Origin of the sequence: Hominenteromicrobium sp. (assembly GCF_046974225.1) — a bacterium.
GTDB lineage: Bacteria > Bacillota > Clostridia > Oscillospirales > Acutalibacteraceae > Hominenteromicrobium > Hominenteromicrobium mulieris.
Genome location: NZ_JBKWAE010000005.1, coordinates 73,989 through 89,843, shown reverse-complemented (window position 1 = coordinate 89,843; position 15,855 = coordinate 73,989). Strand labels below are relative to the sequence as shown.

Genomic DNA, 15,855 nt, shown 5'->3' with positions numbered 1-15,855 from the left:
TTCGCTCTAAACCAAACTGTCTTACTGCACTTCGTTCAGCTCACCCACAGCATCTTTCAAAAGCTCGATGCACTTTTCCGCAGAGGATTTTGCAAACGTCTCAAAATCGACGCTGCCCTCGTCGTTCGCGTTATCGGAGATGGCACGCAGACCGCAGAACGGCGTTTTATTCACCGCGCACACCTGTGCCACAGCGCCGGTCTCCATCTCGCAGGAGATTGCGCCGAACTCGGCTTTCAGCTGCAAACAGAAGGCGGGATCCGCCACAAAGCGGTCGCCGGTCGCAATGACGCCCGTGTGCACGCCGTTGTAGATCTTCTCGGCGTACTTTTCGAGCACCGCATTGTGCTTCGCGCTCGTCGGCAGCTGCACAACACCCTCACTGCCGATCATTACGAAGCCTTTCGGCTCGCCGATGGCGGTGGTGTCGTAATCGTACTGCACGGTGTGGGACGCAACGACCATATTGCCGATCTTCACGCCCTCGCCGATGCCGCCCGCAACGCCCGTGTTGATGACGACGGACGGCGCGTAGCTGAGGATCATCGCCGCCGTGCACATGGCCGCGTTCACTTTGCCCACGCCGCATTTTGCGGCGACAACGTCCGTGCCGTTCAGCTTGCCCGTGTGGAACGTAACGCCGCACAGCGTTTCCGTTTTATGGTCTGTCAGCGCCGCGGTGATGCCCGCGACCTCAATCTCCATCGCTCCGATAATACCGATCATGTAAGAAATCCTCTCTTTCGGGGCTGCTTTCAAAGCGCCCCTATTATACCGCATAAAGCCCGCGCGGTCGATTTTCATTTGTTGCGCGTTCCTATTATTTTGTTGTTTATTTGTTGCTTTTACTTAAAGCGCTTGCCGAGCTTTTCCTTCATAAAGGTGCGGAACGCATCGGCGTCTCCCTGCTTAAAGCCGTCCTTGCGGATAAAGTACGTATTGCCCTCGCCAAAATACATATAGAAATATTCATTCGTCTCATACATGCGGCTGATCTGGAAATACGGGTGCAGGTTAGAAGCCTGTAAACCCGTGATGCGGAAGTCGCCATCGTAGAAATAGTACGCGGCGCGGCGGTTACGCAGCTTACCGTAGGAGCGCATAAGCACCTTTGCCGTGTTGGTGGAAGCCGTCGCAAGCTTATAAAGGCTGTAAATCGCAAAGCCGATAAGCAGTAGCATGACCCACCAGTTGCTGTCGAAATTGCCGAGCTGCCACACGACGTACAGCGCGATGACGCTCAAAACGACCGTGAACACCGGCATGAAAATTTGCAAGTGATACGCCTGATAGTTCGCGAACGTCTTGATGGCCGCGTCGTCGTGGTCGGTCTCGTTTACAAAACGCAACGCGCCCGTACCGACGGATTCGTCGTCCTGCTTCGAGCGGCGGTATTCCGCAAGGCGATCCGCCGTCTCTTTTCTAAGCTGCTTTTCACGCTTGTTGCGGCTGTGCGTCGTCACAAAGTAAACGATGAGCAGCACAATGAGCACACCCACTGCGCCGAGCGTCACAGCGCTCTGTCTGCTCAAACCGTTTTCAATCGTAGGTGCTTCCGCAAAGGCAGAGATGACGGCGGAATCGACCACGGCGCGCATGAATGCGTCCGTCTCCTCCGAGATTTCTTTCGTATCGCCGAAGAGGTCAAACGAAACAATCTTGCCGTCGTACAGCGTACCATAGAGGCGCTCGTACACGGGTCCCTCCTCCTTGATATTCTCCGCACAGATGTCGATCATAAAGAACGGAATCTGTGCGTGGTCGTACCACGTGATGGTGCCGGTCGTGCTGCCGTCCATGGAAGACGGCTCCATGTATTTCAAAAAATCCTTCTTGCCCTTTTCATCCAGATTATTGAGGTTAAAAACGGAGTTCGCGTAATCGGAAGACTTCGCCGCTACGGCTATGGTATCGCCGTTTGCCGCAACAATCTCCGCCGTGGTCCCGTTTTTCTGCATTTCCTTGATCTTCTCGCTCGCGTCCAAAATGCCTGCCTTGCTCCACGCGGCATCGCCCGCCGGGGTATCGACGGAAAGCACCGTCGCGCCCTCGGGGATTGTGACGGTCATGTTCGTGTCCGGAATCGTGTATGTGTTCGATGATGCGCTGTCCGCCAAAGCCGGCAGACAAAAAACAACTGCCAGCATGAAAACTGCCAGCAGACAGCCTATAAAGCGCATGCTTTTTCTTTGATTTGTCATGTATGCGTCCTTTCTGCGTACACGGTGCGTACGCATCACAGTAATTATTGCCATTGTACCACACTTTCACGAAAATTTATACCGTTTTTTGCATTTTTTTCGCGCGAATTTACAAATTGTCCAAAAAGGCGTTTGACAGGCAGCTGAAGCGGCGGTAGAATGGAGACACAACCATCGGAAAATTTTGAAAGGACAGTCACTATGAAAATCGCCGTGATCACAGGCGCTTCCTCAGGACTTGGCATCGAGTTTTTACGCGCCGCTGTCACCCTTTGCCCGGAGATCGACACCTATTGGCTCATCGCTCGCCGCGAAGACCGCTTGGAAGCATTAAAGCCGCAGTTCCCGGAAAAAAATCTGCGCCCCATCGCGCTCGACCTCACCGACTCCGCCGCATTAAAACAATTTAACGCTTTGCTTGAACGCGAAAAGCCGGAAATTTCACTGCTCATCAATAATGCGGGCTTTGGCAAGCTGTGCGATTTTGCGACAAGCGACGTCGAAAGCCAGACCGCGATGATCGATTTGAACTGCCGCGCACTGACCGCCGTCACGCGGTACAGCCTGCCGTATATGAAAACGGGCGGGCTTATCCTGAACATCTCGTCCATCGCGTCGTTTGCGCCCACACCGCGCATGGCAGTGTATTGCTCCACAAAGGCGTACGTGCAAAGCTTCTCCCGCGCGCTGCGTGAGGAATTAAAGCCCAAAAAGATCAACGTCCTTGCCGTGTGCCCCGGCCCGATGATTACGGAGTTCTGGCAGGTTGCCGACCGCCCCGCGCATAAAAGCCGCACGCTCGACATGCTGCCGCACCAGTCGCCCGCAAAAATGGCGACCTGCGCCCTGAAAGCCGGATTAAAAGGCAAAAGCGCCTGCACCATGGGCGGATTTTATAAGTTCTACCGCTTCTTAGCGCATATCCTGCCAAAATCGCTTTTGATGAAGTGGACGAAGTGCTGAGCATACCTCTTTGTCGGTTAAAAATTCAGCTGAACTCCGCGAACGCTAAAACACTTTTCCGTCTTTATAGATTTTTTCGGCATAGAAAAGGCCCCCTGCTGCAAAGTAAGAACCGCAGCAGAGGGCTTCCGTTTTATTCAGCTTCAAGCACAATTACAGCAGGATAACGCCCTTTTCGGCACAGATGCGGCGGGTCTCCTCGTCCCAGAGGGAAGCTTGCACCTCGCCGATATGTACTTTGCCGAGCAGAAGCATACAAAGGCGCGACTGCCCGATGCCACCGCCGATGGTGAGCGGCAGCTCGCCGTTTAAAAGCATTTTGTGGAACGGCAGCTCCGCGCGCGCTTCGCAGCCCGCAATTTTAAGCTGCGCCGCAAGCGAATTTTCGTCCACGCGGATGCCCATGCTGCTGATTTCCAGCGCCATGCCAAGCGGCTCGTGCCAGAACAGCAGGTCGCCGTTCATGCTCCAGTCATCGTAGTCCGGCGCGCGGCCGTCGTGCGGCTTGCCGCTTTTGAGCACGCCGCCGATCTGCTCGATGAATACCGTGCGGTGCTCGCGCACGATGACGTTCTCGCGCTGCTTTGGGGTGAGGTCAGGGTAGCGGTCCTCAAGCTCCTGCGCCGTGATGAAATACACGTCGCGGCAAAGCTCGGTGGAAAGGCCGGAGAACTGCCACTTTAATTCGTCCAGCGTGCCGCAGATGGCGCTGACGATACGGCGCACCGTGTCTTCCAGGTACGCCATGTTGCGCGTGTCACGGTCGATGACCTTCTCCCAGTCCCACTGGTCCACATAGATGGAGTGAAGATTGTCGAGCTCCTCGTCGCGGCGAATGGCGTTCATGTCCGCCACAAGGCCGTTGCCCACGTAAAAGCCGTAATCATGCAACGCAAGGCGCTTCCACTTTGCAAGGGAATGCACCACCTGCGCGTTGCCGCCGACTGCCGGAATGTCAAACTCGACCGGGCGCTCCACACCGTTTAAGTCGTCATTCAGACCCGTGGAGGGGTCGACGAACAGCGGCGCGGTGACGCGCTTTAGATGCAGCGCCGCACAAATTTTGACGAGAAATACGTTCTTGATCAGACCGATTGCCTTCTGCGTCTCGTAAAGGCCAAGGCTCGGCGTGTAATTTTCGGGAATCTTCACCATCTATAAAACCCCATTTCAAAACAATCTTTCCCCTATTGTAGCGCACGGAAAAAGATTTGTAAAGATTTTTCGCAGCCTGCGGTAACCATGGTTAAAAGTTTCGCCCGCCTTTTCAAAGGCGGCGGGTTCTTAGGGCAGCGTCCTAAGTCGCCATTCGCAAATGGCGAAATCTTTTTGCATTCAAAAAATCAGGACGGGAACTTTAACAGTCCGGTGGACTGTTAAAGTGTGGGAGACCCAATTAGGGGGTCTCCCAATGAACTTGCAGCGCAAGTTCATAAAAGCTAAACGGTAGCACAAAAACGCCCGAAAATCGAAGCCTTTTAGAAAGAACCCACCCCCGCGCAGCGGAACTACACCGTCCTGCCGCGGCCGGGAGCAGGTCGCGTTCACTTATTTTGTTTTATCGAGCCATGCCTGCGTTTTTCAGCATCTTATTAAACTGCAGAACAAGCAGACCATAAAGCACGTTGAGCGCAACGCTCGTCAGGCCGAGCGGAACACGGATCCAGCCGTACAGTACCGCATCGCCGAAAACAGAGAAGAACGACACCGCCGCCGAAATAAAGCAGATGACCGCCACAAACATGGAAGCCTTATTCGGAACCATGCCCGTCAGCATCGCGTTCTTCGCGCTGTTCAGCATCTTTATGATCTTTGCTTCGTAAATGATCTCAAAAATGAGCACGACAAAGCCGATGATGCAGGCCGCAATGAGAATGCCAAAGATAACGCTCATCATCTCATCCATGTAGCCGTAGTCATTGCCGGCAAGGGCAACACCGAAGATTACGGCAAGAACAACGCACAGCACCTCCGCAAAGCTCATCACAACAAGATTGATGATGCTGAACACCTTCATGATGGTGAGGCCGGCCGTTTTTGCCGCCGGAACACTCGGGTTTTTCGCAGATATGTACGTGATCCAGTACGCGGCAGCCATTAAGCCGCCTGTAATAAGCATACCGATGACCGTACCGACCGTGGTGCCGCTCTGCGCATCTGAAAGCGCACTGTACAGGTCGCCCGGCGAAACAATAAACTGCATTTCATACGGCAGGTTGCTGTAAATCTGATTTACGATATACGCCGGATCCTGCGGGAACAGGCTTGCGATGATCTGAAACAGCAAATTCGCCGAAAAGAGAATCGCCGTAATAAGGAACAGCGGAGACGCGAAAAAGCTTTTCAGCACACCGTGCACGGGTGTAATCGGTCGCTGCACCGGGTATTGCACCGGCGGCTGCGCGTAATACTGCGGCGGCATCTGAAAATTCTGCGTGGGTGCGCCGTAGTTTTGCTGCGGCTGCACCGGCTGTGTGTACGTCTGCTGCTCGGGCTGTGCGGGCTGCTGCCGGCAAACGCACGGCGAGCCGTCTTCGGGTAGCTTTCTTCCGCAATTTGTGCAATACATATTTTCTTTCCTTTCTGTTCTTCCCTAATTCTATCCTCATGCCCCGCCGTCAAGGCCGCACGGCAAAGGCAAAAGCATCAGTGGTAGACCGCGACAATCTCGAGGTTCTCATCGAGCACAACAAGGTCTGCGCACTTGCCGGGTGCAAGGCTGCCGATCTCGTTTTCCATGCCGATCTCCTTCGCCGGGGTCAGCGTCATGGCGCGCACGGCGGTCTCCAGCGGAATGCCCCAGGAAACGAGGTTCTTGAGTTCCGCGTGCAGGTTTGTAACAGAGCCTGCAATGGTGCCGTCCGGCAATGTCGCCTTGCCGTCCTTTACGGTGACCATATTCACACCCAGCATGCCTTGGCCGCCGTCTTCCACGCCGCTCAAACGCATCGCGTCGCTGATGACGCACACGCGCTCCGGCATGAGCTTAAACGTCGTGCGCACCACAGCCGGGTGAATGTGGATGCCGTCACAGATGAGCTCACCGCAGACGTTTTCGTTGTCGAACACCGCGCCCACGACACCCGGTGCACGGTGTGCAAGGCCGGACATCGCGTTATACAGGTGCGTCGCATGGGTTACGCCCTTTTTGAACGCGTCCACCGCGCCGTCGTAATCCGTTGCGGTGTGCGCAATGGAAACGGTGCAGAGCTTCGAGGCTTTCTCTACAAAATCGCCGCGCACGTCGCACTCGGGCGCAATGTCCACAAGCTTGATGATGCCGCCGCAGGAATCGTAATACTTCTTAAACACGTCGTAATCCGGCGCCTGAATGAACTCGTCGCCTTGCGCGCCCTTTTTCTTCGGCGAGATGAACGGGCCCTCAAGGTTCACGCCGACAATCTTCGCGCCTTCCTTGTCGTCCATGCAGGAGCGAATCGTCTCAAGCGCTTTCAAGATCTCCGCATCGGAAACGGTCATCGTGGTCGGGCAGAAGGACGTGACACCCTTCGTCAGCAGGAACTTCGCCATATTGCGCAGACCCTCTGCGTCGCCGTCGCTGGAATCTGCACCCGCGCCGCCGTGCACGTGAACGTCCACAAAGCCCGGCACAATGGTGTAGCCCGCGCAGTCCACAACGAGGTCTTCCTCTTTGTACGGCAAAGAATCCTCAAGGCGCACGATCTTGCCGTCTTCGATCTCGATATCCGCCTTGCGCAGGCAGAATTTGTCGTCCAGTACGTTTGCGTTGATCAGAAACATGGTAAAAACTCCTCTCCGCTGCGGCAAAACCGCAGTTTTCTTTTCAATACATCTATACGTTTACAGCAGGCTCAGCAAAACGAGCAGCGTCACGCCCGGCACGCCAAGCACAGCGGATACCGCCACGCTGAGCCGGCTGACGGGAATATACACGCCGGTGTACGGCGCCGTAAAATACAAAACCGCCAGCGCCAGAACGCCCAGCATTGCCGAGCCGATGAGCCTTTTGATTCCCCGCATACGCTCTCCTCCCATTTTTATCTTGTCGGAAAAGCTTATGATGCAAGGGAATTTTTCATACCTTAAATGTCGAGCTTCTCTTTATCCGGCACGAAGTCTACCTTGCCGGTCGCAACGTAGGCGGAAGCCACGATAATCGGCAGCGGCGTGCCGATGGTCAATTCGCGCTTCGGACTGCGCTGTGTGATAAGGCCGTCGTACACAAAATCCTCGCCCTCGAACGCGTCGAGCGAAACAAAGCCCTCTACGCTGTTTTCGAGGCGCACAAACACACCGCGCATCGTCACACCGCTCACGGTGCCTTCAAAGTGCTCGCCGATGTGCTGACTCATGTACTCTGCCATGTAGCAGTCCTCGGCGTCACGCTCGGCGATGAGCGCGCGAATTTCATTGCGGGAGGATTCCGTCGCAGAGGTCTCGCAGAACTGCGCGTAGCGGCGGCGCACCTCTTCTGCCGGCATGCCTTCCACAAACGCGGAAAGCACGCGGTGAATGGATGTATCCGGGTAACGGCGGATCGGCGAAGTGTAGTGGCTGTAATCGGAAAGCGCGAGGCCGAAGTGGCCGGTCTCCTCCGTCGAATATCTCGCTTTTTCCATCGTGCGCAGCAAACGCTGAGAAACAAGCGTCTCGCACGGCAGGCCGCGCACGCGGTCGAGGATCGCGGCGAAATCCTGCGTTTCGGGGTTCGGCTTTACGATCTCCTTGCACGGAACGCCCACGAGCTGCAACAGCGTCACAAGCTCCTCTACGCGCTTCGGGTCCGGGGTGCCGTGCACACGGTAGAGGAACGGCAATTTATGGTCGAGCGAGAATTTCGCCGCCGCAATGTTCGCCGTCACCATCATCTGCTCGATGAGCTGCTCCGCTTCGCCGGAAACGCGCGGCATGATGTCGATACAAATGCCGTTTTCATCAAGAATGAATTTCGATTCACCGCTGTCCAGCTCCATGGTGCCGCGGGCTGCGGAGTTCGCCTTCAAAATATCGGCAAGTTCCTTCGCCGACATCAAGGACTCCATGACGGGCGCGTATTTGTTCAAAATCTCCTCCGATGCCGTGCCGTCCAGAATTTCGTTGACCTCGCTGTACACACCGCGCACCTTGGAATTGATGATCGTCTTTTTAAAATCGTACTTTGTGATGTGGCCCTCTTTGTCGAGCTCGATAAGCGCGGAGAAGGCCAGCTTGTCCGTGCCCGCGTTCAGGGAGCACGCGCCGTTTGAAAGCACCTCCGGCAGCATCGGAATCACGCGGTCGGCAAAATACACAGACGTGCCGCGGTTGATAGCCTCTTCATCGATGGCAGAGCCCTCTTTCACATAGTGGGAAACATCCGCAATATGCACGCCCAGCGTGTAACCGAAGTCCGTGCGCTTCACGGAGATGGCGTCGTCGAGGTCCTTTGCGTCCTTGCTGTCGATGGTGAAGATCGGCTCGCCGCGCAGGTCAAGGCGCTTTGCGTATTCTTCGTCGCTGATGGGCTCGTTGCCGACGCGCTCGGCTTCATCGAGCACTTCCTGCGGGAAAACATGCGGAATGCCGTACTGCTCTACAATGGCATCGGCGCAGACACGCGCCGTGCGGCCGCTGCCGAAGACCTTCTTCACGCTTGCATATGCCCAGTCACCGCGGTAATCCTGCTCCAAAGATGCCATGACCTTGTCGCCGTTTTTCGCGCCGTTTAAATCGCGCTCGCGCATACGTAAATTATAGCGAATGGCATTGTCCGGGATGAGCTCAATGCCCTCATCGGTGATACTCACCGTGCCGGTCGTCTGCGCGGGCTTGTGCTCTACGATGCGGCGCACACGGCCGGAGGGGCCGCGGTCGTCCTTGCGAATGTCGCCGACGATGATCTTGTCGCCGACGAGCGCACCCTGCAAAGCGCTGCCGTGAATAAAAATGTCGTCACCGCCGCTATCGGGGCGCGCAAAGCCGAAGTTCTTCGAGAGCGAAACGAGCGTCGCTTCCACGTCTTCGCCGACCGGAATAAGCTTCGCATTGTGCTCGCGGTCAAGTAAAATCATGCGGCGGTCTTTTAAAGAACGCAGTGCATCGTAAAAAGCAAGCTTGTCGAGCACACCTGCCTTTTTCAAAAGCTGGCGTGCGCTCCAGTCGTGAATTTCCTCGCTGCGCATGGTCGCCAAAATCGTCTCTTCCATGCGGTTCAGGGGCGTGTCGCGAATGTCACGGCGGCGGTCGGAACGACCGTTTCTGCCCTGAAAGCCCTTGTTTCTGTCATTTCCCTTGTTATACTGTTTCATTATACCTATCCAATCTTCCACAATCACGCCCCGCCCGGTCTACGGCGAAGCGGCGCCGAGTGCGCAAATTTCTTGTTTTGTTGTTTCCCTGTTCTTTCGTCTTAAAACGAATAAAGTCTTTAGTCAAGTTTTCTTCGAGAAAACTTGAAAGCGAACGCTTGCGTTCGGTTGGGTTTATTAGGTCAGCGCCCTAAGTCGATTTCCTCGGAGCTCGACCAAAGGTTTCACCTTTGGAATCTGATTAAACTTTCTGAAGAAAGTTTAATCAAAGACTTTTGCGTCCGCTTTCACGTCAGCTTGTGCTTACTTCAGTGCTTTCACTTCTTCTCTGTAAATATCACCGCGCACGGCAAAGCTCTTGTACATATCAAAGCCCGTTGCGGCGGGGCACAGAGACACCACGTCACCCGGCTCTGCGCTTTCTCTTGCAAGGCGCACGGCATCCTTCATGTTGTTTGCGTGCAGAATCACCGGCGCGCCGTCCTTGTAGTTTTCGGCACCGCGCACCGCAGCTTCGATCTTCCCCGCGGCCGGCGTTTTAAAACCCTCAAGCGGTTTTTCGGGCGCGAGCAGCACGAGTGTCTTCACCTTATCACAAATGACCTTGCCCAGCTCGTCAAACGGCACCTTTTTGTCCGCACCGCCCGCAATCATAACGATCTTGAAATCATACAGCGAAAGCGTGCCGATCATTGCGCGGGACGGACTCGTTGCGATGGAGTCGTTATACCATCTCACGCCGTCCAGCTCGCGCACGAACTCCATGCGGTGCTCGACGCCGTTGAATTCTTTCGCGACAGTCCTGATAACCTCTTTCGAGACATCGCCCCACACGGCAGAAATCGCCGCAAGGTAGTTTTCGACGTTGTGCTTGCCGGGAATGCGAATGTCGCTTTCCTCCATAATATATTCGTCGCCGAAGTAGATTTTGCCGTCCGCGCTGCACCACGCGCCGTTCGTCTTCTCTCTGCGGGAGAACATGTACGTCATGCCGCGCGTGTCAGCGGCACAGGCCGCCGTCAGGGCGTTATCCGCGTTCAAAACCGTGCGGCCGAACGCATTCTGGTGCAAAAGTACGTTCTTCTTCGCGTTCACGTACTCGTCCATATCCTTGTGCACGTCGAGGTGGTTCGGCGACAGATTCGTAATGACCGCGACATTCGGGCTGCGGCGCATGGAGATAAGCTGGAAGCTCGAAAGCTCCACCACCGCCACATCCTCAGGCTTTACATCACGGATCTCCGGCAGAAGCGGGCGGCCGATGTTGCCGCCGAGGTGCACGGTCTTGCCCGCCGCTTTCAGCATTTCGGCAATGACGGACGTTGTGGTCGTCTTGCCGTCGCTGCCCGTCACGGCGTAAATTTTGCACGGACACAGGTCGAAAAAGACTTCCATTTCGCTCGTCACGGCAACACCGTTTGCACGGGCCTTTTGCAGCTCGGGCAGCAGATACGGCACGCCGGGCGCGCGGAACAGCATGTCTTCGTCGATACTTTCAAGGTAGTCTTCGCCGCAGATGAGCTTTGCGCCGAGCTTTTTCAGCGCTTCGCCGTCTTCGCCCAGCGCCGCTTCGCTGCGCTTATCGCGCACCGAAACGGCTGCACCGTGGGCTTTAAACTGCTCAATGAGCGGCAGGTTGGAGCGTCCAACGCCGACAAACGTGATGCGCTTGCCGGAAAGAGACGCGTAAAATTCGTTTGCTGTCATAATTCGGAACTTTCTCCTTTATTTTAAAAAGGTGCGGTAATCCTCCAGATTCTTGCGGAGCAATTCGGGGGTGTTTAAGGTATACGGACATTTCTTCACGCACTGGCCGCAGTGCTTGCAGTTTTCAATCAGCTCCATTTTCGCCTGCCACTCGGGCGTCAGCCATGCGGCGGACGGAGCGCGGCGCAGCATAAGCGACATGCGCGCGCACTGGTTGATCTCAATACCGGCGGGACATGGCATGCAGTAGCCGCAGCCGCGGCAGAAATCGCCCGCGAGGGACTCGTGCTCTTTTTCGATGAACGCCGCAAGCTCGTCCGTCATCACCGGCGGGTTATCATTGTAGGAAAGAAACTCGTCAAGCTCTTTCTCGCGCTGTACACCCCAAATGGGCAACGTGTTCTCATACTGCGCAAGGTACGCATACGCCGCATCGCTGCGCGTGATGAGACCGCCGGAAAGCGCCTTCATGCAGATGAAGCCGACGTTCTTCTCCTTACATAGGTTCACGAGCTCAATGTCCTTTTCGCTCGCAAGGTAGCAGAACGGGAACTGCAGCGTTTCATACAAGCCGGATTCCACGGCTTCGCGCGCCACATGCAGGCGATGATTCGTGATGCCGATGTGACGGATCTTGCCCTGCGCTTTCGCTTCCAGCATCGCCTCATAAAGGCCTGTGCCGTCGCCGGGCTTCGGGCAGAAGGACGGCGTGTGGAACTGGTAAATATCCACGTGGTCGGTCTTCAGCATAGAAAGGCTCGTCTCGAGGTCTTTCCAAAAGCCTTCAACGGTTGTCGAGGCCGTTTTCGTCGCAATGATGATGTCGTCGCGCACATCGGCAAGCGCCTGACCGATCTTATATTCGCTATCCGAATACGCGCGTGCGGTGTCGAAAAAGCGGATGCCGTTATCGTATGCTTTGCGCAGCAGCTTGCCCGCTTCTTCAACGGAAATGCGCTGAATGGGCAGCGCGCCGAAGCCGTTGCGATTGACCGTGATGCCGGTATTGCCGAGTGTCACTGTTTTCATAGTTTTCCCGTCCTTTCAAAATATACATACCCGAAAATTTCCTTTGGGCTTTATTCCGTGTCCGCCGTCATTTCCTGATAGCTTTTATATAAGTCAAAGTAAATGCCCTTTTTCTTCATAAGCTCCTGATGCGTACCGGCTTCTTCAATGCCCTTATCCGTCAGCACCAGAATTTTCGTCGCGTTCTTGATGGTCGTCAAACGGTGCGCAATCGTGAACGTCGTTCTGCCCTTCGCAAGCTTTTCAAGCGACGCCTGCACGATACGCTCGCTTTCGTTATCGAGCGCACTCGTCGCTTCGTCTAAAATCAAAATCGGCGGGTTCTTTAAAAACGCACGCGCAATGGAAATGCGTTGCTTCTGGCCGCCGGAAAGCTTCACGCCGCGCTCGCCGACGTATGTATCGTAGCCGTTTGAAAGCCCCTCGATAAATTCATGCGCGCCCGCCATTTTAGAGGCCACGATGACCTCTTCCCTTGAAGCGCCCGGCTTGCCGTACTGGATGTTCTCAAACACCGAGCCGGAGAACAGGTACACGTCCTGCTGCACAAAGCCGATGCGGTCGCGCAGGGATTTCAGCGTCACTGTACGGATGTCCTTGCCGTCGATGCGGATGGAGCCGGCAGTCGTATCGTAAAAACGCGGAATGAGGTTGCACAGCGTCGTTTTGCCGCCGCCCGAGGGGCCGACAAGCGCGATGTTCTCGCCCGCCTTTACGTCGAGGTCGATGTCAGAAAGCACCTCGATGCCGTCGTCGTTATACTTGAAGCTTACGTGGTCGAACGTCACGTCGCCCTTGACAATGCCGATATCTTTGGCGTCCGGCGCGTCGCTGATCTCGATGGGCGCGTCCATAACCTGAAAGAAGCGCTCCACGCCGCTCATGCCGCTTTGGAACTGCTCCGTAAACTGCACGATGCGGTGAATGGAATTGATGAGCGTTGTGATATACAAAAGGTACGCCACAAGCTGCGAGGGGTCGATGGCGCCGTTCATCATGAAGATGGCGCCCGCAATGACGACCACGATATACATGAGACCGTCAAAGAATTTATTGGAGGCTTCAAAGCCGCCCATATACATGTAGCGCAGACGCTTGATGTTGTAAAAGCGCTGGTTGCCCTCTTCAAACTTCTTTTCTTCAAGCGGCTCGTTCGCGAAGGATTTCACCACGCGCACACCAAGCAGGCTGTCTTCCACCTGCGCGTTAATCTCGCCGAGCTGTTGGCGCTGGCTGCGGAACTGCGCCTGCATTCTCTTATTGAAGAACATGGCAGCCGCCAGCATAAACGGCAGCACCGCAAAGATAATCAGCGTCAGCGGCACACTCATCGTGCACAAAATCACAAATGCGCCGATGATCTTGATGCCCGCAATGAAAAATTCCTCCGGACAGTGGTGCGCAAACTCCGTGATGTCGAACAGGTCAGTCGTGATGCGGGACATGAGTTGACCGATCTTCGTGTTGTCAAAATACGAGAACGAGAGCTTCTGCAGGTGTGCGAACATGTCGCGGCGCATGTCGGTCTCGATCTTTGTGCCCATGATGTGGCCGATAGACGCCATGAAGAACGTCGCGCCCACGTCGACGAGCTTTAAGAAAATGTACAGCCCTCCGATGCGCAGAATGTAGCTGAGCGTCAAAGACGCCAGGTCATTGATGCCGCGGTTTGTGATCTGCTGCACGATGATTGGCAGCGCCAGCTCACACACGGTCGTCAGCGCCGCGCAGAACAGGTCGAAAATGAGAATCCACAGATACTTTTTAAAGTACGGCGCAAAACGGCGTATAAGACCCTTTTTGCCCTTATTTGTCACAGTTGCTTCCACAATACCCATCCTTTCTTTCATCGGCGCAAAACCGTTTTCCGCACCGCGAAATTCCCCAAAAACTTATAATTTTATTTTATCACAGGCACATGGCCTTTACAAGACAGGAAGTTACTTCAAATGCAGTTTATCCGCCAGTTTTTCGCCCTTCGGCAGCTGCACGATCTCCTCGCGCGTGATGGCTTTGGTAAACACCGCCGCCACGAGGTAAACGAGGATTGCAAGCAGAATAACCGGAATGACCGCGAACTTCTCACTCATAAAGCGCGTGAGCAGCAGATATACGGGGTACGAGACCGCGCCCATAATGACAGAAGCAAGGAGCGGGCGAATGCCCATGCGCACCACGCTCGGAATTTCCGGCAGCATACGGTGCAGCGCGATAAGGTTCAGAATAATCATAACAAGATACGAAACGAACGTACCGACAGCAGAGCCCATGGCGTTAATCTCCGGGATACCGCACAGCACATACACAACGCCGATGCGTACCACCGTACCGACGATCATATTGATGACCGGCACGTATACCTTGCCGACCGCCTGAATCATCGAGTTCGTAGTGTAAAGCAAGCTCGCCGTGATGACCGCCGGCGCCATAACGGCGAGCAGCGGCGCGGTATTTGCCGCAAACTCCGGGCGGCTGTAAAGCAACAGGGCGCAAATGGGTTTTGCAAAAATGCACAAACCCGCGGCAGACGGGATGGCTACCATGAGCGTCATGCGCAGGGAGAGCGTGGAAATACGGTTGATTTCGCGCTTTTCTTTTTTTGCGATCGCACCGGAAAGCATCGGCAGCACGATGGTAGAGATGGGCACGATAACGGCGTTCGGCAGGTCGAAATACTTGCGCGCCGTGCCGAGCCAGCCCTTCATAGCGATGGCGGAGTTCGCGTCCACACCGGCAGCGCCCTGCAAACGGTACATCATCACGGAGGAATCCACAATGTCGAGCGCGCTCAAAAACGCAGAGCCGATGATGACCGGCACCGCGAAGGTCAGGATAGATTTCAAAATTTCACTAACGCTCGAAACCTTCGGCTCAAAAGGTGAATAGCGCGTATCGCGCGATTTGCGGAAGTAATACAGAAGAATGTACAAAACCGCGAAGAACGAGCCGATGGAAACGCCGAGGATTGCGCCTGCCGCGCCAAGCTCCGGCAAGCCGGTGGTCTTCAGGAAATACAGTGCCAGCGCAATACCGACAAACAGTTTAATGAGCGACTCCAAAACCTGTGAGACCGCCGTCGGCGTCATGTTGGAACGCCCTTGGAAATAGCCGCGCAGACACGACGAAACGGACATGAAAAAGCACATCGGCGCCAAGGCTGCAATGGCGTACATGGAGCGGTCATTTTGGTTCATGAGCATCGCAAACTGACGGGAAAACACCGCCATGACGATGCAGCCGACAAGACCGATGCCGGAGAACAGTGTGAATGCCACGCGGAAAATTTTATCCGCTTCACGCTTGCGGTTCTGTGCATACGCCACGCTGACAAGGCGCGAAATGGCGACCGGCGTGCCGGAAGATGCCAAAACACTGAAAAACACGAAAATGTCATACGCTGTGTTGAAATGCCCCATGCCCTCATCATCGAGGAAATTCGCAAGCGGAATAGAGAAAAATATATTGATGAATTTGACGATAAACGTCGCTGCCGTCAAAATTGCGGTACCCTTTAAAAAGCTTTGTCCTTTCTGTTCCGTCTTCTGAGACAAATTGAAATCACTCCTGTATCAAAATCGTAAATTGCCGCATTGAAACGCATTTAGGAAGCCTGAACAGCACACAAAATACGTACAAAATAGTATACCATACTTTCCCCCTGTTTCGCAAGGAAACGGGCTTAAAAT

12 protein-coding genes are annotated in these 15,855 nt (G+C 54.9%); 1 reads left to right on the top strand and 11 read right to left on the bottom strand.

Going from position 1 to position 15,855, the window contains the following annotated elements; genetic code table 11:
* Nucleotides 1-21: 21 nt before the first annotated feature.
* Both ACLTX1_RS05505 and ACLTX1_RS05500 read right to left on the bottom strand, forming a co-directional pair.
* The gene (locus tag ACLTX1_RS05505) at nt 22-726 is read right to left on the bottom strand and encodes a 5'-methylthioadenosine/adenosylhomocysteine nucleosidase (RefSeq protein WP_308449888.1); all 705 of its coding nucleotides are present in this window, start codon (nt 724-726) and stop codon (nt 22-24) included.
* Nucleotides 727-845: 119 nt separating this feature from the next.
* A complete protein-coding gene (locus ACLTX1_RS05500; protein ID WP_412330589.1) occupies nt 846-2,201 on the bottom strand; it encodes a YcxB family protein in 1,356 nt (451 codons plus the stop codon).
* Between the two features lie 201 nt (nt 2,202-2,402).
* Between ACLTX1_RS05500 and ACLTX1_RS05495 the strand changes: the two genes are divergently transcribed.
* Nucleotides 2,403-3,164, top strand: a complete 762-nt coding sequence (locus ACLTX1_RS05495) for an SDR family NAD(P)-dependent oxidoreductase (RefSeq protein ID WP_316518040.1) — start codon at nt 2,403-2,405, stop codon at nt 3,162-3,164.
* A gap of 153 nt (nt 3,165-3,317) precedes the next feature.
* On the opposite strand, the gene asnA is transcribed toward ACLTX1_RS05495, so the two are convergent.
* The 9 genes from asnA to ACLTX1_RS05450 all read right to left on the bottom strand — a co-directional run bounded on the left by asnA (nt 3,318) and on the right by ACLTX1_RS05450 (nt 15,720).
* Nucleotides 3,318-4,319, bottom strand: coding sequence for an aspartate--ammonia ligase (gene asnA, locus ACLTX1_RS05490; protein WP_412330588.1), 1,002 nt, complete (start codon nt 4,317-4,319; stop codon nt 3,318-3,320).
* Nucleotides 4,320-4,722: 403 nt separating this feature from the next.
* On the bottom strand, nt 4,723-5,733 hold the full coding sequence (locus ACLTX1_RS05485; RefSeq protein ID WP_412330587.1) for a hypothetical protein: 1,011 nt from the start codon (nt 5,731-5,733) through the stop codon (nt 4,723-4,725).
* Between the two features lie 77 nt (nt 5,734-5,810).
* Complete coding sequence (gene nagA, locus ACLTX1_RS05480; protein WP_412330586.1) at nt 5,811-6,926, bottom strand: N-acetylglucosamine-6-phosphate deacetylase; 1,116 nt, start codon at nt 6,924-6,926, stop codon at nt 5,811-5,813.
* Nucleotides 6,927-6,986: 60 nt separating this feature from the next.
* Nucleotides 6,987-7,166 carry a pro-sigmaK processing inhibitor BofA family protein gene (locus ACLTX1_RS05475; protein WP_308449893.1) on the bottom strand — a complete coding sequence of 60 codons (180 nt, stop codon included), beginning with the start codon at nt 7,164-7,166 and terminating at the stop codon, nt 6,987-6,989.
* Nucleotides 7,167-7,228: 62 nt separating this feature from the next.
* A complete protein-coding gene (gene rnr / locus ACLTX1_RS05470; RefSeq protein ID WP_412330585.1) occupies nt 7,229-9,433 on the bottom strand; it encodes a ribonuclease R in 2,205 nt (734 codons plus the stop codon).
* A gap of 303 nt (nt 9,434-9,736) precedes the next feature.
* Nucleotides 9,737-11,140, bottom strand: coding sequence for a UDP-N-acetylmuramoyl-L-alanine--D-glutamate ligase (gene murD, locus ACLTX1_RS05465; protein ID WP_343284760.1), 1,404 nt, complete (start codon nt 11,138-11,140; stop codon nt 9,737-9,739).
* Nucleotides 11,141-11,158: 18 nt separating this feature from the next.
* Nucleotides 11,159-12,169, bottom strand: coding sequence for an aldo/keto reductase (locus tag ACLTX1_RS05460; protein ID WP_316688505.1), 1,011 nt, complete (start codon nt 12,167-12,169; stop codon nt 11,159-11,161).
* A 50-nt stretch (nt 12,170-12,219) separates the two neighbouring features.
* Entirely contained in the window at nt 12,220-13,998 is a 1,779-nt protein-coding gene (locus ACLTX1_RS05455; protein WP_412263221.1) for an ABC transporter ATP-binding protein, read from the bottom strand.
* Nucleotides 13,999-14,109: 111 nt separating this feature from the next.
* A complete protein-coding gene (locus ACLTX1_RS05450) occupies nt 14,110-15,720 on the bottom strand; it encodes an oligosaccharide flippase family protein (RefSeq protein ID WP_412263223.1) in 1,611 nt (536 codons plus the stop codon).
* Nucleotides 15,721-15,855 lie beyond the last annotated feature (135 nt).

Bases quoted from the DNA above. Each gene is read 5' to 3' on its own strand.
- nagA (WP_412330586.1), bottom strand. From the start codon at position 6,926: ATGTTTCTGATCAACGCAAACGTACTGGACGACAAATTCTGCCTGCGC.
- ACLTX1_RS05485 (WP_412330587.1), bottom strand. From the start codon at position 5,733: ATGTATTGCACAAATTGCGGAAGAAAGCTACCCGAAGACGGCTCGCCG.
- ACLTX1_RS05505 (WP_308449888.1), bottom strand. From the start codon at position 726: ATGATCGGTATTATCGGAGCGATGGAGATTGAGGTCGCGGGCATCACC.
- ACLTX1_RS05495 (WP_316518040.1), top strand. From the start codon at position 2,403: ATGAAAATCGCCGTGATCACAGGCGCTTCCTCAGGACTTGGCATCGAG.
- murD (WP_343284760.1), bottom strand. From the start codon at position 11,140: ATGACAGCAAACGAATTTTACGCGTCTCTTTCCGGCAAGCGCATCACG.
- ACLTX1_RS05460 (WP_316688505.1), bottom strand. From the start codon at position 12,169: ATGAAAACAGTGACACTCGGCAATACCGGCATCACGGTCAATCGCAAC.
- ACLTX1_RS05475 (WP_308449893.1), bottom strand. From the start codon at position 7,166: ATGCGGGGAATCAAAAGGCTCATCGGCTCGGCAATGCTGGGCGTTCTG.
- rnr (WP_412330585.1), bottom strand. From the start codon at position 9,433: ATGAAACAGTATAACAAGGGAAATGACAGAAACAAGGGCTTTCAGGGC.
- ACLTX1_RS05500 (WP_412330589.1), bottom strand. From the start codon at position 2,201: ATGACAAATCAAAGAAAAAGCATGCGCTTTATAGGCTGTCTGCTGGCA.
- asnA (WP_412330588.1), bottom strand. From the start codon at position 4,319: ATGGTGAAGATTCCCGAAAATTACACGCCGAGCCTTGGCCTTTACGAG.